Raw genomic sequence first — 25111 nt, 5'->3', positions numbered from 1 at the left:
AAAAAGCCTCACAATTTTGTGAGGCTTTTTCTATGATTAATATCGATTATCGATGAACTATAAGTCAAATTTAATTCCTTGAGCTAAAGGTAATTGATCTGAGTAGTTTACAGTGTTAGTTTGTCTTCTCATATATACTTTCCAAGCATCAGAACCAGACTCACGTCCACCACCAGTTTCTTTCTCACCACCAAAAGCACCACCTATCTCAGCACCAGAAGTACCAATGTTTACGTTAGCAATACCACAATCAGATCCTGCAAACGATAAGAATTTCTCTGCTTCTTTCATTTCACTAGTCATGATAGAAGAAGATAATCCTTGTGCAACACCATTTTGTAATTCGATAGCGTTCTCTACATTTCCAGAATACTTCATTAAGTATAAAATTGGAGCAAATGTTTCGTGTTGTACAATCTCGAAGTGGTTTTCAGCTTCAATAATAGCTGGCTTTACGTAGCATCCACTTTCGTAACCTTCACCTTGTAATACACCACCTTCAACTAATACTTTACCACCTTCAGCTTTAGCTTTTTCAATAGCAGCTAAATAGGTATTAACAGCATCAGTATCAATTAATGGTCCAACATGGTTAGCCTCATCTAATGGGTTTCCTATTTTAATCTGGTCGTAAGCACCAACAATAGCATCTCTTACTTTATCGTAAACAGTTTCGTGAATAATTAATCTACGAGTAGAAGTACAACGTTGTCCTGCAGTACCTACAGCACCAAATACAGCTCCTGGAACAACCATTTTTAAATCGGCTGTTGGAGTAATGATAATTGCGTTGTTACCACCTAATTCTAATAAAGATTTACCAAAACGTTCAGCAACAGTAGCTCCAACAATACGTCCCATTCTTGTAGAACCTGTAGCAGAAACTAAAGGAATACGAGTATCTGTAGTAATGTATTCACCAACTTTATAATCACCGTTTACGATACAAGAAATACCTTCTGGTAAATTGTTTTCTTTTAAGATGTCAGCAATAATGTTTTGACAAGCTACTGAGCACAAAGGAGTTTTTTCTGAACCTTTCCAAACACAAACATCTCCACAAATCCAAGCTAAAGCTGTATTCCAAGCCCAAACTGCAACTGGGAAGTTAAATGCAGAAATAATTCCAACAACACCAATTGGGTGCCATTGTTCTCTCATTACGTGTCCTGGTCTTTCAGAAGGAATTACTTGTCCGTTTAACTGACGAGATAATCCAACAGCAAAATCACAGATATCGATCATTTCCTGAACTTCTCCTAAACCTTCTTGGTAAGATTTACCCATTTCGTAAGAAACTAACTTTCCTAATGGTTCTTTTAAATCTCTTAATTTATTTCCAAACTGACGAACGATTTCTCCTCTTTGTGGAGCAGGAATCTCTCTAAAAGTTTTAAAAGCTGAAGTAGCAGCCTCCATAACTTTCTCATAATCTTCTTTGGTAGTTGTTCTTACTTTACCGATTAACTGACCGTCTACTGGTGAGTAAGATTCGATGATTTCTCCGTTTGCGAAGTTGTTAGAACCTGTTGAAGTTCCATCGTTAATGGCGCTTAACCCTAATTGAGCTAATGCTTTATCCATTCCAAAATCTGTAGCTACTACTGACATATTTATAACTTTTTTGAAGTGTTTTGTTAAAAAATTGTATGCAAAAATACGATTAATTTTTGAGACTAAAATATTCTAGTTTTTTTATCTGAATAAGTAAAGATTTTTAATAATATATTTTCTATATTTAAGAAGCTCTAATTTCGAGCGAAAATTCCTGATTATATCACGAAATTTTTTTAATAAAAACATGAATACATCCAAGTGTTTAGCAGCTTTTTTATGCATGCTGCTATTGTTTTCTTGTAAGCAAGAAAAGCAAATTATAGAAAAAGAAAAACAAGAAAACAAGCAAGTAAATGAGTTTGCCTTGGTGATTCATGGAGGAGCTGGTTACCAAACAAGGGCTAGTATTTCTCCTGAATTAGATTCTTTGGTCAGAAAAAAAATGGAAGAAGCCTTGCAAGTTGGGCATGGAATTCTGAAAAACGGAGGAAAGAGTTTAGATGCAGTAGAACAGACTATAAAAGTGTTAGAAGATTCACCGCTTTTTAATGCGGGTAAAGGAGCTGTGTTTACAAATGAGGAGACTAATGAGTTAGATGCTTCTATTATGGATGGAAGTAATTTAGATGCTGGGGCAGTAGCTGGAGTAACAAAAGTGAGAAACCCAATAAGTGCAGCAAGAATGGTAATGGAAAATTCGCCTCATGTTATGTTGTCTGGAGAAGGTGCTAACCAGTTTGCTCAGGAAAAAGGATTGCGAATTGTAGATCCTAAGTACTTTGCAACCGAGAAGAATTTAGAAAGGGTTAAAAAGATTAAAGAAAGAGAGTTACAAAAAGTTGCTTTTTTGACGAAGAAACATCCAGACGAAAAATTTGGAACGGTTGGCTGTGTAGCCTTAGATAAAAGCGGTAATATAGCAGCAGGAACTTCTACAGGGGGAATGACCAATAAAAAATGGAACCGCATAGGAGATGCTCCTATTATTGGAGCTGGAACTTATGCCAATAACAAAACTTGTGGGGTTTCATCTACAGGTCATGGGGAGTATTTTATAAGAGCTGCAGTGGCACATGATATTTCGGCTAAAATGGAATATAAAAGTGTTAGTCTAGATCAAGCTGCAAAAGAAGTGGTGCAAAAGAAATTGGTTGATATGAAAGGTGAAGGAGGTATTATTGCGATAGATAGCCTAGGAAATATACAAATGGAGTTTAATACCAAAGGAATGTATCGAGCTTCTATAGATGATGAAGGAAAAGTGTATACTGGGATTTATAAGGATGAGTAATAAGTGTAAAGTAATTTTAATATTAACATTTTTTGTTTTTGCTTCGTGTAGAGAAAAGTGTCAGCATTTTTCATCAGATATTAGAGCTTATGCTGGTGATGATTTTTATCTAAAGCAATCAGATAGTATTAGGTGTTTTTCTAATGAGATAAAAAAACCAATAACATTTAATATTACTCATGAATCATTAATAGATATGACTTAATGATTTCAATAGGGTCAAATACTTTTATTAGGAAGTATAAAAAATCAATTTATTTAGAAGATATTATGTTTTGTGAAAAACAAATGATGGAAACTTTATGGGTAGGTTTGATTGATAGAGAAAATCAACTGCTTTATTTTTGGTCGAATAAAGAATCATATCCTTTGAATAAAGCGAATAAGATAGAAATCGAGTTATTGTCTAGTAGGAATTCTGATAGATACAGCTATCTAATTGATATAAAATAAAAAACTCAATTATTAATTAAATACAGGTAAATGCAAAAATGATCAAAAACAAAATCTTCTGGGTAGTGCTAGCATTAGTAATGCTAGCTGGGTGCAAAAAGCAACCACAAAATGTAGAATCGTCTAACAAATACAATTTTAAAGAATATGTTTCAGATGTAAGTTCTGGAATTATATCTAGGAAATCCGAAGTCAGGATGGTGTTAGTCAAACCCGTAGAAGAATGGACTAATAATTTAGAGTTAGATCATAGCATGTTTAGCGTGTCGCCAGCAGTAAAGGGTAAATGGGTAGCACTAAACAATAGAACAATTTCTTTTCAGCCAGAAGATGGTTTTAAAGAAGATACCGAGTATGTGTTCACTATAAAATTAAACCAGTTTCAAAAAGTTGAAGACGAGACTCTAAACAATTTTGTGTTTAAGGTAAAAACCATCAAACAAGACTTTATTGTAACTACAAATAACTTACAATCGTATAGCAAAGATTGGCAATATTTGGTGGGTAATATTAAAACTAGTGATGTTCTTAGTTTAGAAGAAGCTAAAAAACTATTAAAAGTTACTCAGAAAGGGAATAGTTTAGCTGTTAAATTTGATGAAGAGTATAAAGAAGGAAAATATTTCACCTATACAATTGATAGCATTCAAAGATTTGATGACGATTCAGAAATTAAAATCAGTTACGATGGTAGTGCTATTAATGTTGATCAGAAAGAAAGTTTTGATTACACCATTATAGGAAAAAATAATTTCCAGGTAGTTAGTGTAGATGTTGTTAATGGAGATAAACAATACTTAGCATTAAACTTTTCTGATCCATTAAAGAAGAATCAAGATTTTAATGGTTTAGTAACTGTTCAAGGAACAAAGAATTTAAAGTATAGTGTAGATGGAAATGTGTTAAAAATTTACGCTAATAAGACGTTGAAAGGAAATTTAGACGTTGAGGTTTTTCAAGGTATAGCAAGTTTAGAAGGGTATAAGTTAAAGAACTCTTTTCAGCAAAAAGTTGCTTTTGAGCAGCAAAAACCAGAAGTGAAATTGTTACATAGCGGTACGATTTTGCCAACATCGAAAGACTTAAAGTTCAATTTTGAAAGTGTGAATTTAAAGGCTGTAGATGTAATGGTTTTTAAAGTCTATGAGAGTAATGTATTACAGTTTTTACAAAACAATAACTTATCTGGTAATAATAGCTTAAAGCAAGTAGCAAGACCAATTGCAAAGAAGACAATTAATTTAGAAAAGAGAAAATCAGGTAATTTAAGTCAGTGGAATGCTTTTGCAGTTGATTTGCAAAAAATAATCAAGGCAGATCCAGGGGCTATTTATAGAGTTCAATTAAGTTTTAGAAAAGCCTATTCTCTGTATAAATGTGATAGTGAGAGTAATACTGATGAGGAGGAAGAAGAAATTAATTTTGACGAAGAAGATGTAGAAGATAGTAACTGGGATTACGGAGGATATTATTACGACGATTATTATGATAATTATGGATATAGTTGGAGAGAAAGAGACAACCCTTGCGATCATTCTTATTATAGAAATAAAAAAGTAAGCGCTAATGTATTAGCGTCTAATTTAGGTGTTACTGTTAAGAAAGGAATGAATAACTCATATTTTGTAGCAGTTAGCGATATTATAACTACTAATCCGGTTGCTGGGGCAAAAGTATCTTTTTATAATTATCAGCAGCAGCTAATAGGAGAAAGCACAACAGACGAAGAGGGAATGGCAATTTACGATTCTGAAAAGCCAGCTTTTTTCGCTGTAGCTAAAAAGAACAACCAATATACATATGTAAAGTTAGCCGATGGTAATGCCTTATCGGTAAGTAAATATGATGTTTCCGGAGTGCGACTTAAGAAAGGTTTAAAAGGATTTATTTACGGAGAAAGAGGGGTTTGGAGACCAGGTGATACGTTGTTTTTATCGTTTATGTTAAATGATAAGGCTAATAAGTTGCCTAAGGGACATCCAGTTAAGTTTGAATTGTTAGATCCTCAAGGGAGCGTGACACATCGTGAAATTGCTACCGAAGGATTAAATAACTTTTATCGATTTACAATTTCAACAGATGCAGATGCTACAACGGGTAATTGGTTGGCAAAAGTAAGTGTTGGAGGAGCACAGTTTACTAAGCGCATAAAAATAGAAACCATTAAGCCTAATCGATTAAAGATTAAAGCTGGTTTTGATACGGAGATGATAACATCTGCAAATCCTGTTAAAGGAGATATAGCGGTTACTTGGCTTCATGGAGCTATTGCAAAAAACTTAAAAACAGATGTTACAGTAAAATTCAATCAGAAGACAACCAGTTTTAAAAACTTTTCTGATTATACATTTGATGACCTAGCAAGAAGGTTTAGCTCAGAAGACTTTACAGTGTTTAGAGGAAAGGTAAATGAAGAAGGAAAAGCTAGTTTTGATTTTGAACCTCAGTTAGATAAAAAATCACCAGGAATGCTTAGAGCTGTTTTTATGACTAAAGTATATGAAAATGGAGGTGATTTTAGTACAGATGTGTTTAGTAAAGATTATTCTCCTTATAATTCTTACGTAGGCTTAAGCACACCTAAAGGAGATAGAGCTAGAAATATGTTGCTTACAGATACAAAGCATAGGTTTGATGTAGCAACAGTAAACGAAGAAGGGAAACCGGTTGCAGTTCGAGATTTAGAAGTGAAAATATATAAAGTAAACAACCGTTGGTGGTGGAATGCTTCTAATGCTAATTTATCTCAATACGACGGTAGTAGCTATAGAGAAACGGTTTTTTCTAAAACTATTTCTACAAAATCGAACGGAAAAGGTTCTTTTAATTTCGAATTAAAATATCCTTCTTGGGGAAGATACTTAGTAAGAATAGTAAATAAACAAAGCGGTCATGCTACCAGTAAAATGGTCTTTATAGATTGGCCAGGTTGGGCAGGAAAAGCAAGAAAAGGAAATCCAGACGAAGCCACAATGTTAGTGTTTAAGTCAGATAAAGATACTTATAATGTAGGAGAGAAAGCTACTGTAACATTCCCATCTTCAGAAAACGGTAATGCTTTAGTAACCATAGAAAACGGAACAGAAGTATTACAGTCTTTTTGGGTAAACACAGAAAAGGGAAATACTAGGTTCGATATAGACATTACTCCAGAAATGGCGCCTAATGTTTATATTAATATAGCTGCTATTCAAGAACATGCTTCTACCTTAAATGATTTACCAATAAGGAGATACGGAATTACAGGAATTAATGTAGAAAATCCAGCTACAAGATTGTATCCAGAAATTACTATGCCATCTGTTTTACAGCCTGAGCAAGAAACTACCGTAAAGGTTAAAGAGAAGAATGGTAAACCAATGACCTATTCTATAGCTGTTGTAGATGAAGGTTTATTAGATTTAACTCGATTTAAAACCCCGGACCCTTGGAAAGCTTTTTATGCAAAAGAGGCATTAGGAGTAAAAACATGGGATGTATATGATGATATAGTAGGTGCTTATGGAGGAAGAATTAATCAGGTGTTTAGTATTGGTGGTGATGGAATGATGGCCGGGAGTAAGAATAAAAAGGCAAATCGTTTTAAGCCAGTAGTAATTTATCTAGGACCTTTTGAGTTAGGTAAAGGACAAACAAAATCGCATAAAATAAAACTACCTAAATACATTGGTTCGGTAAGAACTATGGTAGTAGCACATAATCCAGATAAAGAGGCTTATGGTAATACAGAGAAAACAACTCCAGTAAGAAAGCCATTAATGGTATTAGCTTCAGTTCCTAGAAAAGTAACTCCAGGAGAAAAAGCACGTTTACCTATTACGGTGTTTGCTATGGAGAAAAAAGTAAAGAATGTATCGGTACGTCTTAAAAATAACGGATTATTTAAAGTTATTGGTAACGCTGTTCAAAATGTAAGTTTTTCTCAGCCTGATGAGAAAATGGTGTATTTTGATGTTGAGGTTCTAAAAAATGGAATAGGAACTCTAGAGGTTATTGCTTCAGGCAATGGAGAGAAAGCATCTTACGACGTAGAAATAGATGTAGTAAATCCAAATACAGAAACAATAGAAGTAGTAGATGTCTTATTAGAACCTAATAGCAGCAAGACTGTTACTTTTGAAACTTTTGGAGTAACAGGTTCTAATAAAGCAGCAGTAGAGTTATCTACATTGCCGGCAATGGACTTTAATTCTCGATTAAATTATTTAATTAGATACCCACATGGTTGTGTAGAGCAAACTACTTCTAGTGTGTTCCCTCAGTTGTTTTTAAATGATGTTTTTGACTTGAGTGAAAACAAGAAGAAAAAGATTCAGAAAAATATACAAATAGGAATAGACAGATTAGCTCATTATCAAAAACCAAATGGTGGTTTTGGATACTGGAGAGGTAGTAATACAGCAAATGACTGGTCTACTAGTTACGCAGGTCATTTCTTAATAGAAGCAGAGCAGAAAGGTTTTGTAATGCCTATTGGGTTTAAAAACAAGTGGGTTAATTATCAAAAACAAGCAGCAAAAAACTGGAGGTTTAATGACAGAAGGTATTATAGAGATGGATTGGCACAAGCTTATCGTTTATACACATTGGCCTTAGCAGGGAGTCCAGACTTATCTTCTATGAATCGTTTGCGTGAAACAAGAGGAATTAGCAATGAATCTAAATTACGTTTGGCTGCAGCTTATGCTCTAGTAGGTCAAAAAGAAGCTGCAGAAAGTATTATAAATAAAACGCCATTAGATTTTAAATCAGAAAAGTATAATTACTATACATATGGTTCTACAAACCGTAACAAAGCCATGGCTTTAGAAACGTTTGTTTTATTAAAGAATCATGATAAATCTAAGAGTATAAGCAAAGGAATTGCAAAGGTATTGTCAGATCGTAGCTATATGAGTACCCAAACTACAGCGTATAGTTTATTAGCTATGGCAAAATATGCTCGTTTTATAGGAGGGAAAGGAATTGATTTACAGTTTGCCACTAATGGTAAAAACAATACCAGTATTAAATCTTCTAAAACATTAGCTACTCGAGATCTAGTGATAAATGAAGGAACTAATTCGGTTGAGTTAAAGAATAATAAAAACAATACTATTTATGTTAGAGTAGTAAATCAAGGAATATTACCTGTAGGAAAAGAAAAGGTAGAAAAGCGTAATCTTACAGCAACTGTAGCATTTAAAAACAAAAATGGCTCAATACTTAATGTAGCCAAGCTACCTCAAGGAACTGATTTTGTAGCTGAGGTAACTATTTCTAACGGAACTAATGAGGTGGTTAAAGATATGGCATTGTCTAATATCTTTCCATCTGGTTGGGAAATAGTAAATACACGTTTTACAGACTTTGGTTCATTTGCCGAAAATAAAGTCGATCATACCGATATAAGAGATGATAGAGCTAACTTCTATTTTGATTTGGGTAAATATGAAACCAAAACCTTTAGAGTGTTATTGAATTCATCTTATTTAGGTAATTACTACCTACCAGGCGTTCAATGTGAAGCCATGTACGATGACGACTATTTCGTTCGTACCAAAGGACAATGGGTTGAGGTAGTTAAGTAATTAAATTTAAGATATGATTATTGCTTTCCCTTTCTCTTTTAGGAAGGGAAAGTGTTTTTTAATAAGATAATGGATAATAAAATGAACAAACCTTATTACTCAGTAATTTTCACTTCCAAGCGTACCGAAGGAGATGATGGTTATGCTCATATGGCTCAAAAAATGGAAGAGTTAGCAAAACAGCAAGAAGGTTTTTTAGGAATAGAATCTGCTCAAGGAGAACCTAATATTACCGTTTCTTACTGGGAAAGCTTAGAAGCGATTAAAAACTGGAAAGCAAATACGGCACATTTATACGCGCAAGAAAAGGGAAAACAAGATTGGTATAGTTGGTTTAAGGTGAGAGTTTGTAAAGTAGAACGAGAATATGAGTTTTTTAAAGGATGATATTCTAACCACCCTATTTTACCGACACCCTCATTGGTTAAGGAGAGTAAAACTGGGTAGCTAGTATAGACATTAGAAGTTATAATAATTACTAAAGATATAAATATATGTAGAATGTTTTTCCTTCCCTTATTAAGGGAAGGTGCTCGAAGAGCGAAAGGGTTGAATAATTATGAAAAAGAAAAGAATCCATAACAGAAAGTACTTAGTTGATTTTAGGAAATTTCTTAGAAATAATGTTACATCGGCAGAGGCTACTTTATGGAATTCTTTAAAAGGGAAAAAGGTTGAGGGGTTAAAATTTAGAAGACAACACAGTATAGAAAATTATATTGTTGATTTTTATTGTCCAGAATTAAAGTTAATCATTGAATTGGATGGAGAGGTGCACGCTAATTTTGGTCAAGAGAATTATGATAATACAAGAACAGAGCGTTTGGAAGATTTAGGTTTTATCGTAATTAGGTTTGAAAATAAAGTGGTATTTAAAAACCCAGAAATGATTGTTAATGCGATTTTAGATATTAAGAATCAATAAATGATTTTAGTTACAACCACCCCGTCCTATCGGACACCCCTCCTTTTATAAGGAGGGAGAATATGAATGGTTAATACAAAACAATAGAAGTAGCCTAACAAGCGGAAGGGATGAATAAACAAAAATGAAACAAATAATCAATTACATAAAAAAGTATAAAATTAAATCAGTCTTATTATTTATAGGGTTGGTTTTTTATGTTTTTTGTTTGCCTAAAAAGCTATTCAATACTCCTACTTCTACAGTTATAGAAAGTACAGAAGGAGAATTACTAGGAGCTTTAATTGCTGATGATGGTCAGTGGCGATTTCCAGCAAATGATTCGGTTCCAGAAAAATTCAAACATTGTATTATTCAGTTTGAGGATGCTCATTTTTACCAGCATTTTGGTTTTAATCCTATTTCAATTTTTAAAGCTTTAAAGGCTAACATAAACGAAGGGAAAGTGGTAAGAGGAGGTAGTACTATTACACAACAGGTAATTCGTTTGTCTAGAAATGGTAAAGGAAGAACCTATTTAGAAAAAGTAAAAGAGTTAGTATTAGCCACTCGATTAGAGTTCAGAAATTCTAAAGAAGAAATATTAAATTATTATGCCTCTAACGCTCCTTTTGGAGGGAATGTTGTGGGCTTAGACGTAGCTGCTTGGCGCTATTTTGGAGTACAGCCACATCAATTGTCATGGGCAGAATCGGCAACTCTTGCAGTATTACCCAATGCTCCTAGTTTAATTTACCCAGGAAAAAACCAAAAAAAATTGCGTGTAAAGAGAAATAGGTTATTAAATAAACTTTTTGAAGAACAAGTTATAGATGAACTAACATATCAATTAGCTGTTCAAGAACAACTTCCTCAGAAACCTTACCGATTGCCACAAATTGCTCCCCATTTACTACAAGAAATTGCTAAAAATAAAAAGGGGCAACGTATAAAAACATCCATAGAGTATCAATTACAAAAGAGTGTAAATAGAATTGTAAATCAACATTATGAAATTCAGAAACAAAACGAAGTTCATAATATGGCGGTGTTGGTTTTAGATGTAAATAATAGAAAAGTGTTGAGTTATATAGGCAATACACAAACTACTAAAACACATCAAAAAGATGTAAATATTATCAATGCTCCAAGAAGTACCGGTAGTACATTAAAACCGTTACTATATATGGCAATGTTAGATAAAGGAGAATTATTACCGAATAGATTAGTGGCAGACATCCCAACTACTATAGCCGATTATGTGCCTAAAAACTTTAATCTTCAATACGCAGGTGCGGTTCCAGCTAAAAAAGCCTTGGCTAGATCGTTAAATATTCCGGCAGTAAGAATGTTACAGCAATACGGTTTATCTCGTTTTCATGATGAGCTAACACAGTTTAATTTTAAGCATATTAATAAAGGAGTAGATCACTATGGTTTATCACTTATTTTAGGAGGAGCAGAAAGTAGTTTGTGGGATTTATGTTCAACTTACGGGGCTTTAGCTTCAGAGGTTAATAACTACACCAATACTTCTAGTGAATATCATGAAGCTTATTTAACTCCTTGGTCTTATGAAGATGATTATAAGTTAGAGTTAGGGAGGTTATCTACAGAAAAGAACAGTTTTGATGCTGGTAGTATCTATTTAGCTTTCGAAGCCATGAAAGAAGTAAATAGACCAGAAGGAGATGAATCTTGGAAGTTTTATGATTCTGCTAAAGAAATTGCTTGGAAAACAGGTACGAGTTTCGGAAATAGAGATGCTTGGGCGGTTGGAGTAACCCCCAATTATGTAGTAGGTGTTTGGGTAGGAAATGCAGATGGAGAAGGAAGACCAGAACTTACAGGAGTTTCTAGTGCGGCACCAGTTTTATTTGATGTATTTAATGTATTGCCAACATCTAACTGGTTTGAAAAGCCTTACGATGAATTGTCCGAAGCAGAAGTGTGTAGTAAAAGTGGTTATTTAGCGAGTAGTTTGTGCGAAGTGAGTAAAGAATGGATTCCTACAGTAGGTAAACGATCTAAAAGTTGTCCGTATCACCAATTAATCCACACCGATTTAGAGGGACAGTTTAGGGTAAATGCTTCTTGCGAAAGTTTAGATAGAATGATAGCAACTTCATGGTTTAGTTTACCACCAATAATGGAATGGTATTATAAGAGATATAATTCTAATTATAAATCACTACCAAGATTGCGATTTGATTGTAAGGGTGAACAAGCAATAACTATGGATTTTATTTTTCCAAAGCCTAACAGTAAAATAGTTCTACCTAAAAATGAAGAAGGAAAAGTAAATGAGGTAGTGTTTAAAATAGCCCACTCTAAGCCAGATACTAAAGTATATTGGTACTTAGATGATGCTTTTATACAAACTACTCAAACTTTTCACGAAATAGGAATTATACCTTCTAAGGGAGAGCATGTAGTAACTGTTGTAGATGATTATGGGAATGAAGTGAAGAGAAATGTAACGATAGAATTGTAACTTTGTAATATGTTTGCTTTAGTCGATTGTAATAATTTTTATGCTTCCTGCGAGCGGGTTTTTAATCCAACACTCATAGGTAAGCCAGTAGCCATTTTATCTAATAATGATGGTTGTGTTATTGCGCGTAGCGATGAAGCAAAAAAGATAGGTTTACCCATGGGGGCTCCGGCTTTTAAGTATAAAGGTTTTTTTAAAGCAAATGACATTCAAGTATTTTCATCAAACTATCCTTTGTATGGAGATATGAGTGCTAGAGTAATGGCTATTTTAAGGCAGTTTACTCCAGATGTTGAAGTGTATAGCATAGATGAAGCCTTTTTGGCTTTTAAAGGTTTTGAGAATTACAATTTTGAAGTCTACGGAACTCAAATTAGAGAGCGTATTTACCAATGGGTTGGTTTGCCAACAAGCGTAGGTATTGCTCCTACTAAGGCTTTATCTAAAGTAGCCAATAAAATTGCTCGAAAATTTCCTAAAAAAACAAATCATGTGTTTGTAATCGATTCAGATGATAAGCGAATAAAGGCTTTGAAGTGGATGAAAATTGAGGATGTATGGGGAATAGGTAGGCGTTTACAAAAGCGACTTAAACAAATGAATGTAAAAACAGCCTACGATTTTACGTTGTTGTCAGATGAATTGGTTAAAAAGCATTTTTCTATAACTGAGTTGAAATTAAAGAACGATTTAGAAGGGAAACCGGTTTTAGAATTAGATGAGCCGAGTAATAAAAAGGCAATAGCCACTACCAGAAGTTTTGAAAGAACTTTTTCTGATATAGATAACCTAAAAGAGCGTGTGTCTACTTTTGCTACAAGCTGTGCAGAAAAATTACGCAAGCAAAATTCTAGTTGTAATATGCTTATTGTGCAATTGCAAAGCGATAGACATAAAAAAGATACTGAGTACTATAGAAACAGTACAACAATAGTATTGCCTTTTGCAACAGACTCTTCTTTAACTTTAAGTAGGTACGCAGTTGCGGGTGTAGAGCGATTGTTTAAAAAAGGAATAAAATACAAACGTGCAGGAGTAATTGTAACTGGTTTAGTGCCGACCAATGCTCAACAGCTAAATATTTTTGAAAATGAGAACCCTAAACATCAACCACTTATGAAAGTGATGGATGATATCAATAAAAAGTATGGTGATTATAAGTTGAAAATAGGGAATCAAGACTTAGAAAGAACCTGGAAAATGAGACAAGAAAGATTGTCTAAAGGATATACTACTAGTTTTGATGATGTATTAAAAGTTAAATAAGGGTTCGATTAAAGAAAGGAATAGTTAAAGAAACATTAAGGATGAGAAAAATAATTTTATTTAGTTTTATAGTAAACTTAATAAGTTGTAGTAATGAAAATAAACCGTCAATTCAAGGGGTTTGGAGGAATTTTGAAAATGAAAACTTACATCTAATAATAGATGATAATAGTGTAATACACCACGAAAAATCAGATACTATAATTGAATATAACTATTCTCTTTTTAAATATAATGGGAATTATGCGATCACAAGAAATATTTTAGATGGTGCTCATATAGACACAATAGGTTGCGATGTTAAAAATGACACATTAATATTTACATATTACGATGTTTATACAAGAACGATTCCTCTGCCTATAAAGATTGATTCTGTGATTTCAAAAAGGTTAAGGTTTAAAAAAACAGCTATGAATTAGAGAGTTAATTTATTAAATAAAAACACTTATCTTTATAAAATGATAACCGAGGCACTTACATTTTTTACACCAACTACAGAAGAGGGTGAAGGAGCTTATTTTTTTGATACAGGTATTTCTTGTGGATTCCCTTCTCCAGCTGAAGATTTTAAGCAACAACGTATTTCTTTAGATAGAGAATTAATTAAGAATAAAGAAGCTACGTTTTTTGCTAGAGTAAGTGGACAATCTATGATAGATGCAGGTTTAGATGATAATGATTTATTAGTAATAGATAGAAGTATTGCTCCAGAGCATAACAAGATTGCCGTTTGTTTTATAGATGGAGAGTTTACGGTTAAACGTTTGCAAATAGAAAATGGTACCGTTTGGTTAAAACCAGAAAACGCTAATTACGATCCTATTCAGATAACTTCAGAAAACAACTTCTTAATCTGGGGAATTGTTACGAATGTAATCAAGAGAGTTTGATTTACAACAATTCAGCTATTAATTATACTTTTGGTCTTATTAAATATAAGAATTAACATGTGATTAGTATTTTTATATTAACTAATGTTAATTTTTATTTTATGATTAGAAAATTACTTTTTACAGGAGCTTTTTTAATAGGTTCTTACGCAACATTCGGGCAAACAGAGTTATGGTCTGAAAGTTTTGAAGACGACGGTGTGGGGGCAGGTCGTTATACAGTTTCAAGTCAGTTTATGAGAACAGATTCCGATGATGATTATTTTGGTAGAGTAGACGCTCAAACTTTAATCTATCAAGACGGAAATACTCCATCAGGATTTCCTATAAATGTAAACGCAGTTGGTAATTATATGGGAGCCAATGGTTCTTTTTATATAGCAGCAGAAGATACAGATAATACAACAGGAACTATAATAGGAACTGCAGATGGATTAGATGAAAAAATAGTAACCTTTACTGGAATAGATATTTCTGGGGGTACTACTTTAACTTTTACAGGTTTATTTGCTAGAGGAGAAACTGATGCTTGTGGAGTAAGTACATATGACGATACTGATTATATAAGAGTTTATTGCCAGGTAGATGGTGGAGCAGATAATTTAATTATGCAATTTGCACCAGATTTAGAATGTAACATTCCTGCAGATGTTACAAATGAACCGTTGCATCATGATATTGATATGGATGGAGATGGAGGAGATGGTCCGGTACTTACAAATACATTAACCGAATTTTCAGCTTCTATTCCAGATGGCTCTACTGCTAATATTCGTTTAGAGATTCATATGGATGCAGCTTCAGAAGAAATAGCTTTTGATTATTTAAGAATTATGGCAACCAATCCTCTAAGTGTAAGTAATGAAAGTTTAGAAAAAGGGGTTCAAGTATACCCAAATCCTTCTAATGGTTTAATAAAAATTAAAAAGGCAAATGGAATAGAGCTAACAACTTTAGAGGTGTATAACTTATTGGGAGATAAAGTACAACGTATTAACTTAACTAATATGGACACTATTAAGACGTTAGATTTAACCAATCTAGCTTCTGGTATTTACATTACCAAAATACAAGATGTAAGTGGTGCAATTCTTACTAAAAAGATTGTTATAGAATAATAGTATCATATATTATAGAAAAAGTCTCTATTAAGGGGCTTTTTTATAACCTTATCTTAATAATTTTATGGTCAGATTTCCAAGTATTGAGGTGTTTAGTTTCTGTAATAGGTATGCCTTTAGATAACCATGCATGATCTAAACTGAGAATAGGTAGATTCCAAAACCATGTATTTATAAAGCCATTACCAGTAAATGAAAAACCATGATGATATTGTTCTTTATACTCTTTAAAATGTAATGATTCATATGGTGTGTTAAAATCTCCTAGGATGATAGTGTTTTCTCTACTTTTAATATTTCCAATAGTTTCTTTTAACATAGTTTTTCTAAAGTGTTTAATATTGGCTATAATATCAATAGAATAAAAGTGAAAAAGTTTATCGTTTATGTTAGAGTCAAAGCTTAACATAAAAGAGTTATTCTTCATTTTAAAAGTTGTTAAATTAAGAACGTGTCTTTTACTAAAAATACCAATCTTTTTATGGATTACTTGAAAGTGATAATTTGGGTATTTAGTTTTAATGCTTTTTAACTCTTGTTTGTTAGTTTGGTCATACTCGTTTATAATCAATATATCCGGTATAGATTTTAGCTCATTAAAGGCATCTAAAAAGGTGTTTTTCTTTGCTCCATTCCAGAAAACAATAGTGTTGTTGCCATTTGGAATATTCGTTCGGATATTGATAAAATAATCTTGTTTTATCCAAAGAGCACTAACAATTAACCAAAAAATAAGGCAGTAAAGTCTTTTTTTAGTTTTAAAATTAAGTAGTAATAAGGCAAAAGATAAATAAAAGAGAATGGATAGAGGAAATGCATAAAATAATAAAGAACTCCAATAATAAGTATCTTTAATAGTTAAGTTAATAAGAAGTCCTATCGTTAGTATTAGAGGAAGGATAAACTTTATATAAGAAAATATTTTTCTAATCATTTAAGTATATACTAAGAATAACGAAAAGTATAATAAAGACTAAAACAATTAGGCAACCTAAGGCAGAGTGCTTCTTTTTTTCTTTTGAGCTAAATAAAAAATTAAAAAACTCAAGAATGATTTCAATATATTCCATTTTGGCTCTTATCTTAAAGGAAAACCTTTAGCAGCCCACCATGGGTGAATTTCTATAACTAACCTGCCAGCTTTTACCATAGGGTCAGCATTAGCCAAACTATCAGCTGTTTTTAAAGTAGGTGTATTGTATATAGTAATACCTCTAATATCTCCATCATCTCCAAATGGGCCAGAAATGTCAGCATAACCCAACTCATACATTTTTCCTAAATGAGCTAAGTGTTCTTTTTGTAATTGAGATGCTTCTTCTTTACTTTGAGAACGATTAGGTCCCTTCTTTAAAAAAGCAATAAAGTATTGCTGCATAATTACAGTGTCTTTTGTTTTTTCATCTACATAATCGAAAGTTTGAAACCCTTCTTTGTTTAATTTGGCTTTTAATTCTTTTGTAGTTATTTCAGATTCTTTGTCAATTGTATTTACGTCTTGTTCAGGGCATTTTTTACACTCTGGACATTCTTGTTTGCATGAGGCTAATAAAGCGATGAATAAAATGCTTAAAAATATTCTTTTCATAAGGTTGTATATTACCAGTTTTTAAAAGGATTAAGACTTAGTTGAGAGTTGTAATATTTTTCAATTCCTGTTACTTCATCTCCTAGCCAATTAGGTTTTACAAAAGTTTCATTTTCAGAAGTGAGTTCTACTTCGGCTATTATTAAACCTTTGTTGTTACCTAAAAAGTCGTCTACTTCAAAAATATGATCTCCTACTTTAACTTCATATCTATTTTTGTCTATAATTCCTTTTTCGCAAAGAGCTAGTAAACTATTAGCTTCGTCTTTAGATATTTCTTTTTCCCATTCAAATCTACTTGTTCCAGAACTATTAGATAGTCCTTTAACGGTTATATAACCTTTAGATCCTTTTAATCGGATTCTAACGGTGCGCTCAGGGTGAGTGTTTAAAAAACCTTGAGTAATTCTAGTTTGTTTATGGGCTTCTTTTTTGAAATGGCTAGAATTAACCAAAAATTTACGTTCTATTTCTATCATATTTAGGTAAAAATAAGAGTCTGAATTTTTAAAATCATAAATTTACATTATGCTTTCGGAATTACCAATAAGAAAAATTATTCATGTAGATATGGATGCGTTTTATGCATCTGTAGAACAATTAGATAATCCGGATTTAAAGGGGAAACCATTAGCTGTTGGAGGTGGGGGAAAAAGAGGAGTTGTAAGTGCTGCCAGTTATGAAGCAAGAAAGTTTGGGGTGAAAAGTGCTATGAGTGGTGTTTTAGCCAAAAAGCGTTGTCCCGAACTTATTTTTGTAAAACCTCGATTTTCTAGATACAAAGAAGTTTCTCAACAGATAAGAAAAATATTTTTTGAATATACAGAGTTAGTTGAACCCTTATCTTTAGATGAAGCTTATTTAGATGTAACCAAAAATAAAAAAGGAATGTTGAGTGCATCTTTAATCGCTCAAGAGATAAGACAAAAAATTTTAAAGAAGACAGGTTTAACAGCATCGGCAGGAATATCTATTAATAAATTTGTAGCTAAAGTTGCTAGCGATTATAATAAGCCTAATGGGCAAAAAACGGTAGCTCCTGAAGAAGTAATTCCTTTTTTAGAAGAACTAGATATTAGAAAGTTTTACGGAGTAGGTAAGGTTACTGGCGAAAAAATGTATCGGTTAGGTATCTTCACGGGAATGGATTTAAAACAAAAAGAGTTAACATATTTAGAAAAACACTTTGGTAAATCTGGAGCGTACTACTATAATGTAGTTAGGGGAATTCATTTAAGCAAAGTAAAACCCAATAGAATACCTAAATCTGTTGCAGCAGAGCGTACTTTTTTTGATAATATTACCTCTGAAGTTTATATGATCGAAAAATTAGAGCATATTGCTAACGAGTTAGAAAAAAGATTAAAACGTAATAAAATAGCAGGTAAAACGGTAACTTTAAAAATAAAATATAGTGACTTTACTACTCAAACAAGGAGTAAAACTTTGGCATATTTTATTGCTAGCAAAGAATTGTTGTTGGAGACAGCAAAAGAACTTTTGTATCAAGAAAAACCAAAAAATTCTGTTAGGTTGCTAGGCTTGTCTTTGGGTAATTTAAATACTGAACCTAAAAAAGACAAGCCAAAAACTCAAAAAAGTATTTCAATTCAATTGCGTTTTGAATTCTGATACATTAAAAAACACTTTTTAGTAATTGTTATTCAATCTCAGATACACGTAAGGTGTTAACCATTCCTTTATTTGCTATTGGCATTGCAGCAAGGTTAATAGTATAGTCGCCTTTTGTTACATAGCCTCTTTCTTTAGCAATTTCATTAACATCTTCAACGGTTTCATCGGTGCTAACAAATTTATCGTAAAAAATCGCTTTTACTCCCCAAAGCAAGCTCAAGCGTGAGATAATGTTAGGGTTTGATGAAAATGCTAGTATATGAGCATTTGGTCTCCATGCTGATATCTGGAAGGCTGTGTATCCTGAATTTGTCAAGGTGCAAATAGCTTTTGCATCTATTTCATTTGCCATATGTGCAGCATGATAGCAAACAGATTTTGTTATGTAACGATTCGTTTTTACGTGTGGAGGACGTTCAGGGACTTCTATAAGAGGAGAGTTTTCTACACTCTGTATAATTTTGGTCATAGTTTGTATAACCTGAACAGGGTATTTTCCTATAGATGTTTCTCCAGATAACATTACGGCATCTGCACCGTCCATAACAGAATTTGCTACGTCATTTACTTCTGCTCTTGTAGGTGTTAAGCTAGAGATCATAGTTTCCATCATTTGTGTAGCTATAATAACAGGAATACGAGCTTTTTTGGCTCTTAAGACCAGTCTTTTTTGTATTAGAGGAACTTCTTCTGCAGGAATTTCAACTCCTAAATCTCCACGAGCAACCATTAAACCATCACAGAATGCTACAATCTTATCAATGTTTTTAACAGCCTCAGGCTTTTCTATTTTGGCAATAATAGGAATTTTATGTGCCGAATGTTTAGATATCAAGTCTTGTAACTCTTCTAAGTCTTTTGCGTCTCTTACAAAAGACAAGGCAATCCAATCTACTTGCTGTTTTATAGCAAAAATAGCATCTTTAATATCTTTTTGAGTTAGGGCAGGTTGAGAAATTGCAGTATTAGGTAGGTTAACCCCTTTTTTAGATTTTAAAGGACCTCCTTGTATGACTTTAGCTTCAACTTCATCTTCTCCATTGCTACTAACAACTTCAAATATTAATTTACCGTCATCTAATAAAATTCGTTCTCCAGGGTTTACATCCTGAGGAAACTGAGTGTAGTTCATATAAACTCTTTCAGCATCTCCATCGAATTCTGTTCCAGTGCAAAACTTAATTTTATCGCCTTTGTTTACAATAACATCGTGTTTCATTACACCAACACGTAATTTAGGTCCTTGTAAATCTGCTAAAATTGCAGTGTTGTATTTGTGTTCTGTACTTAATTCTCTAATAATATTAATACGCTCTACTACATTGTCATAGTCGGCATGAGAAAAGTTTATTCTAAAAACATTCACACCTTCTTTTATCATTTGATGTATAGTTTCTTTACTGGCACTTGCCGGTCCTAGAGTAGCTACTATTTTAGTTTTTTTAAAGTGTGACATTAGTAAAAAATTAAATTGTTTTTAGATTTTAGTGTATCTGTTGCTATTGCAAAAGTGGTTATTATTTGTGGAATAGCCTTTATTTTAGAGATGATATTATCAACAGCTATTACAGAATCGCTTATTTTAATAAAATAGTCGGTTTTTTTATATTCTGGAACTAGATATTTAATGGTATTGGTTTCTTGTTGAAATAAAGTACTTGGTTTTTGCTTTTCTTCTAAAGAATTAATTGTTTTATTATTAATTAAATTCCATAGAATTTGACTTTTTTCATCTTCATATTCATATAAATCATATGCGTCTAATTGTTTATGATACTTTAGTTGAATATGTAAGATCTTATTCAATTCATAAGCCAATCTATATGGTTCTAAAGGAGAGTGAATAGCTAATAAGATGAAGTTGTCTTCAAGGAAATCATCTAAAACTAACTTGTGCACTGCTGCCATTTATCTTTCGTTTTTTATCCATAAACAACATTAAATTGTAAATGTTGTTTGCTAAAAAGTAAAGATAATAATTAGACTTAAAAAGAAGAGGTCTATGGGTAAGATTAGCAAAAAATTAACCTATTGCTAATGTTTAGGTTTAATTTTATCTTGTAAAGCAAAAAAAGCGCGTTTTGAAGCTTTTTCTTCGGCTTTCTTCTTAGAGGTTGCTCTGGCTTTGGCTATTACTTTATTATCTATGCGGAGTTTTACAGCAAAATGTTTGGTGTCGTCGTTTCCAGTATCTTCATAAACTTGATATTTAAAGTTTTTTTTCTGCTTTTGGCACCACTCAATTAATAGGCTTTTATAGCTAATAATATACCCTTCTAAGCGCTCAATGTCTATATAAGGAATAATTACACTATCATAAACAAATTTTTCACATGCGGCATATCCTTTATCTAGAAAAATGGCTCCAACTAAGGCTTCAAAAACATTTCCATAAATGTTGTCGCCAAAATTTTCTTTATTCATTTTGCTTTTAAGGATGGTTAGCAATTCTAGGTCTTTACCCAATTCGTTTAAATGTTCTCTACTTACAACTTTAGATCGCATTTTAGTTAAATACCCTTCATTACCGTGTGGCACTTCATTAAAAAGGTACTCTGCTATAATGGCACTTAGCATAGCATCGCCAAGAAATTCAAGGCGTTCATAGCTAACAGTATTACCCTTTTCGTCTTTAGCGTTAATAGATCTATGGGTAAAAGCTTCCTCAAAGTAAGAGATGTTTTGTGGTTTATAACCAATAATATCTGATACTTTAATAAAAAAATTCCCGTCTTCATACGAAGGACGGGAATTAAATATTTTACGAATGATCCTTTTCATCCAATAGTTTTAGTCTAACTTTTTAAATAATACACAAGCATTGTGACCTCCAAAGCCAAAAGTATTACTCATAGCAACCTTAATATCTCTTTTTTGAGCTTTATTAAGCGTTAAGTTTAATTTGCTATCTATGTTTTCGTCCTGATTAACGTGGTTAATTGTAGGAGGCACTATTCCGTGTTCCATTGCTAAAATAGAAGCAATAGCTTCAATAGCTCCAGCAGCACCTAATAAGTGACCAGTCATAGATTTTGTAGAGTTAATATTTAAATTATAGGCGTGTTCTCCAAATAGAGCACCTATAGCTTTAGATTCAGCAATATCTCCTAATGGTGTAGAAGTACCATGCATATTAATAGCATCTACATCTGCTATTGTTAATCCGGCATCTTCTAAACAATTTTTCATAACATTTCTAGCACCTAATCCTTCAGGGTGAGGAGCAGTCATGTGATGAGCATCTGCAGATAAACCACCACCAGCAATTTCAGCGTAAATTTTAGCGCCTCTTGCTTTAGCGTGTTCGTATTCTTCTAAAATTAAAGCACCAGCTCCTTCACCTAAAACAAATCCGTCACGCGTCGAGTCAAATGGTCTCGAAGCGGTTTCAGGACTTTCATTTCTAGTAGATAATGCATGCATAGCATTAAAGCCTCCAATTCCTGCTTCAGTTACAGCAGCTTCAGATCCACCAGTTACAATAACATCGGCTTTTCCTAATCTAATGTAATTTAAGGCATCTATCATTGCATTAGCAGAAGATGCACATGCAGAAACAGTAGTAAAGTTTGGTCCTCTAAAACCGTATTTAATTGAAATATGACCTGGGGCAATATCGGCTATCATTTTCGGGATAAAAAATGGGTTAAAACGTGGTGTTCCATTACCATTTTCAAAAGCTTGTACTTCTTTTTGAAAAGTTTCTAAACCTCCAATACCAGCTCCCCAAATTACACCAACACGATCATTGTCTAGTTTGTCTAAGTCAAAACCAGCATCCTCAATAGCTTCATCTGAAGCTACTAATGCGTATTGGGCAAATTTATCTAGTCTTCTTGCTTCCTTGCGGTCTATGAAATCGGTTACTTTAAAATCCTTAACCTCGCAAGCAAATTGTGTCTTGAAATTAGACGCATCAAAATGGGTAATAGGGGCTGCCCCACTTTTACCATTAACTAAACCGTCCCAATATTCTTTTATATTGTTCCCAATAGGAGTTAAGGCTCCTAAACCGGTAACTACAACTCGCTTTAATTCCATTTATAATAAAGTATCGTTCTTATTTTGCTCCTTCTATGTACTGAATAGCTTGACCTACAGTAGCAATGTTTTCAGCTTGATCATCTGGAATCTGAATATCAAATTCTTTTTCGAATTCCATAATTAACTCAACAGTATCTAATGAATCTGCTCCTAAGTCGTTAGTGAAGCTTGCTTCTGTTACAACTTCGTTTTCATCAACACCTAATTTGTCTACGATGATCGCTTTTACTCTTGATGCAATGTCTGACATAATTTTTAATTTTTAAAATTTAATTTGGAGGCAAAAATATAAAACTTTAGTTTAAAACAATACTTTACCTAAAAAATGTATTGTCAAATTTATCAAAATTATTTGAACTTATTGTCTTTATAGTAGTTATGTTTCACTTTTGCATTTTAAAAGAAGATGTTTTTTTCTTGATTTGACCTTTAGTTTTATTGATGAAAGGTGATTTTCTGCTTCTACAGATAGAGAAAAAAGACGTTTATTTCTTAAAATGAGTTTTTGTTAAAGTAAATTACTTCCAAATCTTAATTATTATTCTTTTTTTTGTTGTGAAACAACACACTTAGCTCTAATTATATGAAACGAATTGTCATTTTTGCTTCAGGATCGGGTTCCAATGCCGAAAACATTATAACACACTTTCAAGACTCGGGCTTAGCCAAGGTGGTTCATGTCCTAACTAACAAGAAGGATGCCAAAGTTTTAGATAGAGCTCAACGCCTACAAGTGCCAAGCTTGATTTTTAATAAAGAAGAGTTAAATAATAATAGAGTTTTAGATGCTCTTAAAAGGTTAAAACCTGATTTGATTGTTTTGGCTGGTTTTTTGTTAAAATTTCCTGAACAGATAATTGAAGAGTTTCCTAATAAGATTATTAATGTACATCCTGCTTTGTTGCCTAAGTATGGAGGTAAAGGTATGTACGGAAACAATGTACATAAAGCAGTTGTAGCTAATAAAGAAGATAAATCAGGGATTACAATTCATTATGTAAATGAAAATTACGATGAAGGAGCAATCATATTTCAAGCAGAAACAATAGTAGATGAAAATGATACTTACGAAGATGTAGCTGCAAAAATTCATGCACTCGAACAAAAACATTTTCCATTAGTTATTGAGCAAATATTAAATACAGATGTCTAGTAAATCATCAGTTCATATTTATACCGATGGTTCTTCTAGAGGTAATCCAGGTCCAGGAGGTTACGGGATAGTAATGGAGTGGGTTGGTAAACCTTACCAAAAAGAGTTTTCAGAGGGATATAGAAAAACAACTAACAATAGAATGGAATTGTTGGCGGTTATAGTGGCTTTAGAAAAATTAAAAATATTGAATGTAGAGGTTAAAGTTTTTACAGACTCGAAGTATGTAGCAGATTCAGTTTCTAAAGGTTGGGTTTTTGGATGGGAAAAAAAAGGTTTTGAAGGAAAGAAAAATCCAGATTTATGGAAGCGTTTTTTAAGGAGTTATAGAAAACATCAAGTTACTTTTCAATGGATCAAAGGACATAATAATCATAAGCAAAATGAACGTTGCGATTTTTTAGCTGTAGAAGCGTCTAAGAAGCAAAATTTGCTAATAGATAAATGGTATGAAGAATCTGAATCTAACTCTCTGTTTTAATTGTTTTGATATAAATGTTGTAACTTAGTTTGAAAAGTAAATTCATTTTATGCGATTTTTTTACTGTTTCATATTGGTCTTTTCTTTTCAGTTTCTAACAGCCCAAGGAGAATGGGAACTTTCTAAAAACAAGGAAGGTATAAAAATTTACGTTAAAGAAAGAAAAGGTTATGCTGTAAAAGAGTACAGAGCAGAAATGATTTTAAAATCTTCTCTAGATCAACTTCTTAAGACTATACTCAATGGGGATAAGTTACATAATTGGACTTATAAGACTGATAGCAGTAAATTACTAAAAAAAGAATCAGATTCGGTTTTTTATGTATACATGTATAATGATTTTCCTTGGCCAGTTAAAAATAGAGACCATATTTCTAAATTAACAGTTACACATCCTTCATCAACAAGTGTTAAAGTAAGTATTGAATCTGCACCAGCATACATACCTAAAAAAAGTGGTGTAGTAAGAGTAGAAGATTTTTCCGGATTTTGGCTTTTTGAAGAAGTAGAAGGAGGGGTGAAAGTAACTCAACAACTTTATGGAGATCCGGCAGGTTATTTGCCTGATTTTATAGCTAATTCTATGTTGGTAAAAGCACCTTATAATACCTTTTTAAATTTAAAGAAATATTTGGATAAAAAAAGCGTTATGTATTAAGTT

At 32.7% G+C, this 25111-nt stretch carries 23 protein-coding genes; 14 read left to right on the top strand and 9 right to left on the bottom strand.

What is annotated here, in order from left to right; translation table 11 throughout:
- Positions 1-57 precede the first annotated feature (57 nt).
- Positions 58-1611, bottom strand: a complete 1554-nt coding sequence (gene amaB / locus ACFQ1O_RS14365; protein WP_377717266.1) for an L-piperidine-6-carboxylate dehydrogenase — start codon at positions 1609-1611, stop codon at positions 58-60.
- A gap of 190 nt (positions 1612-1801) precedes the next feature.
- Between amaB and ACFQ1O_RS14360 the strand changes: the two genes are divergently transcribed.
- The 10 genes from ACFQ1O_RS14360 (at position 1802) to ACFQ1O_RS14315 (ending at position 15546) form a co-directional block, all read left to right on the top strand.
- Positions 1802-2848 carry an isoaspartyl peptidase/L-asparaginase family protein gene (locus ACFQ1O_RS14360; protein ID WP_377717263.1) on the top strand — a complete coding sequence of 349 codons (1047 nt, stop codon included), beginning with the start codon at positions 1802-1804 and terminating at the stop codon, positions 2846-2848.
- The gene (locus ACFQ1O_RS14355) at positions 2841-3053 is read left to right on the top strand and encodes a hypothetical protein (RefSeq protein ID WP_377717261.1); all 213 of its coding nucleotides are present in this window, start codon (positions 2841-2843) and stop codon (positions 3051-3053) included. The genes ACFQ1O_RS14360 and ACFQ1O_RS14355 overlap by 8 nt, the downstream gene beginning before the upstream one ends.
- Before the next feature lie 286 nt (positions 3054-3339).
- Positions 3340-8871, top strand: a complete 5532-nt coding sequence (locus ACFQ1O_RS14350) for an MG2 domain-containing protein (protein WP_377717255.1) — start codon at positions 3340-3342, stop codon at positions 8869-8871.
- 69 nt (positions 8872-8940) lie between these two features.
- Positions 8941-9258 carry an antibiotic biosynthesis monooxygenase family protein gene (locus ACFQ1O_RS14345; RefSeq protein WP_377717249.1) on the top strand — a complete coding sequence of 106 codons (318 nt, stop codon included), beginning with the start codon at positions 8941-8943 and terminating at the stop codon, positions 9256-9258.
- A gap of 172 nt (positions 9259-9430) precedes the next feature.
- Positions 9431-9796 carry an endonuclease domain-containing protein gene (locus ACFQ1O_RS14340; protein WP_377717245.1) on the top strand — a complete coding sequence of 122 codons (366 nt, stop codon included), beginning with the start codon at positions 9431-9433 and terminating at the stop codon, positions 9794-9796.
- 124 nt (positions 9797-9920) lie between these two features.
- Positions 9921-12269, top strand: coding sequence for a penicillin-binding protein 1C (pbpC, locus tag ACFQ1O_RS14335; protein ID WP_377717242.1), 2349 nt, complete (start codon positions 9921-9923; stop codon positions 12267-12269).
- A gap of 9 nt (positions 12270-12278) precedes the next feature.
- Positions 12279-13535, top strand: coding sequence for a Y-family DNA polymerase (locus ACFQ1O_RS14330; RefSeq protein ID WP_377717233.1), 1257 nt, complete (start codon positions 12279-12281; stop codon positions 13533-13535).
- Positions 13536-13576: 41 nt separating this feature from the next.
- Positions 13577-13957 carry a hypothetical protein gene (locus ACFQ1O_RS14325; RefSeq protein ID WP_377717230.1) on the top strand — a complete coding sequence of 127 codons (381 nt, stop codon included), beginning with the start codon at positions 13577-13579 and terminating at the stop codon, positions 13955-13957.
- Between the two features lie 39 nt (positions 13958-13996).
- A complete protein-coding gene (locus ACFQ1O_RS14320) occupies positions 13997-14428 on the top strand; it encodes a LexA family protein (RefSeq protein ID WP_377717227.1) in 432 nt (143 codons plus the stop codon).
- A gap of 101 nt (positions 14429-14529) precedes the next feature.
- Positions 14530-15546 (top strand): T9SS type A sorting domain-containing protein, encoded by a 1017-nt coding sequence (locus ACFQ1O_RS14315; RefSeq protein WP_377717223.1) that lies wholly within the window; start codon positions 14530-14532, stop codon positions 15544-15546.
- A 43-nt stretch (positions 15547-15589) separates the two neighbouring features.
- Here the strand turns inward: ACFQ1O_RS14315 and ACFQ1O_RS14310 are convergent, their stop codons facing one another.
- The 3 genes from ACFQ1O_RS14310 to ACFQ1O_RS14300 all read right to left on the bottom strand — a co-directional run bounded on the left by ACFQ1O_RS14310 (position 15590) and on the right by ACFQ1O_RS14300 (position 17616).
- Positions 15590-16483, bottom strand: coding sequence for an endonuclease/exonuclease/phosphatase family protein (locus ACFQ1O_RS14310; RefSeq protein WP_377717217.1), 894 nt, complete (start codon positions 16481-16483; stop codon positions 15590-15592).
- 144 nt (positions 16484-16627) lie between these two features.
- Positions 16628-17137, bottom strand: a complete 510-nt coding sequence (locus ACFQ1O_RS14305; protein ID WP_377717211.1) for a YciI family protein — start codon at positions 17135-17137, stop codon at positions 16628-16630.
- Positions 17138-17148: 11 nt separating this feature from the next.
- The gene (locus ACFQ1O_RS14300) at positions 17149-17616 is read right to left on the bottom strand and encodes a CYTH domain-containing protein (protein WP_377717206.1); all 468 of its coding nucleotides are present in this window, start codon (positions 17614-17616) and stop codon (positions 17149-17151) included.
- Positions 17617-17665: 49 nt separating this feature from the next.
- Here ACFQ1O_RS14300 and dinB point away from each other — a divergent pair, with 49 nt between their 5' ends.
- The gene (dinB, locus tag ACFQ1O_RS14295) at positions 17666-18769 is read left to right on the top strand and encodes a DNA polymerase IV (protein ID WP_377717195.1); all 1104 of its coding nucleotides are present in this window, start codon (positions 17666-17668) and stop codon (positions 18767-18769) included.
- Between the two features lie 28 nt (positions 18770-18797).
- On the opposite strand, the gene pyk is transcribed toward dinB, so the two are convergent.
- The 5 genes from pyk to ACFQ1O_RS14270 all read right to left on the bottom strand — a co-directional run bounded on the left by pyk (position 18798) and on the right by ACFQ1O_RS14270 (position 23066).
- Entirely contained in the window at positions 18798-20228 is a 1431-nt protein-coding gene (gene pyk / locus ACFQ1O_RS14290) for a pyruvate kinase (RefSeq protein WP_377717187.1), read from the bottom strand.
- Positions 20228-20680 carry an IPExxxVDY family protein gene (locus ACFQ1O_RS14285; RefSeq protein ID WP_377717182.1) on the bottom strand — a complete coding sequence of 151 codons (453 nt, stop codon included), beginning with the start codon at positions 20678-20680 and terminating at the stop codon, positions 20228-20230. The genes pyk and ACFQ1O_RS14285 overlap by 1 nt, the downstream gene beginning before the upstream one ends.
- Before the next feature lie 126 nt (positions 20681-20806).
- Positions 20807-21553 (bottom strand): ribonuclease III, encoded by a 747-nt coding sequence (gene rnc / locus ACFQ1O_RS14280; RefSeq protein ID WP_377717179.1) that lies wholly within the window; start codon positions 21551-21553, stop codon positions 20807-20809.
- Positions 21554-21562: 9 nt separating this feature from the next.
- The gene (gene fabF, locus ACFQ1O_RS14275) at positions 21563-22813 is read right to left on the bottom strand and encodes a beta-ketoacyl-ACP synthase II (protein ID WP_377717172.1); all 1251 of its coding nucleotides are present in this window, start codon (positions 22811-22813) and stop codon (positions 21563-21565) included.
- Positions 22814-22832: 19 nt separating this feature from the next.
- The gene (locus ACFQ1O_RS14270; RefSeq protein ID WP_377717168.1) at positions 22833-23066 is read right to left on the bottom strand and encodes an acyl carrier protein; all 234 of its coding nucleotides are present in this window, start codon (positions 23064-23066) and stop codon (positions 22833-22835) included.
- A gap of 333 nt (positions 23067-23399) precedes the next feature.
- Between ACFQ1O_RS14270 and purN the strand changes: the two genes are divergently transcribed.
- From purN to ACFQ1O_RS14255, 3 genes are read left to right on the top strand one after another with little or no spacing between them, the layout of a single operon-like run.
- Positions 23400-23969 (top strand): phosphoribosylglycinamide formyltransferase, encoded by a 570-nt coding sequence (purN, locus tag ACFQ1O_RS14265; protein ID WP_377717164.1) that lies wholly within the window; start codon positions 23400-23402, stop codon positions 23967-23969.
- Positions 23962-24450, top strand: coding sequence for a ribonuclease HI (gene rnhA / locus ACFQ1O_RS14260; protein WP_377717157.1), 489 nt, complete (start codon positions 23962-23964; stop codon positions 24448-24450). The genes purN and rnhA overlap by 8 nt, the downstream gene beginning before the upstream one ends.
- A gap of 49 nt (positions 24451-24499) precedes the next feature.
- The gene (locus ACFQ1O_RS14255) at positions 24500-25108 is read left to right on the top strand and encodes an START domain-containing protein (protein WP_377717151.1); all 609 of its coding nucleotides are present in this window, start codon (positions 24500-24502) and stop codon (positions 25106-25108) included.
- Positions 25109-25111: the final 3 nt, after the last annotated feature.

The organism is Pseudofulvibacter geojedonensis (genome assembly GCF_042675745.1).
GTDB lineage: Bacteria > Bacteroidota > Bacteroidia > Flavobacteriales > Flavobacteriaceae > Pseudofulvibacter > Pseudofulvibacter geojedonensis.
This window is presented reverse-complemented; position numbering and strand designations above follow the sequence as displayed.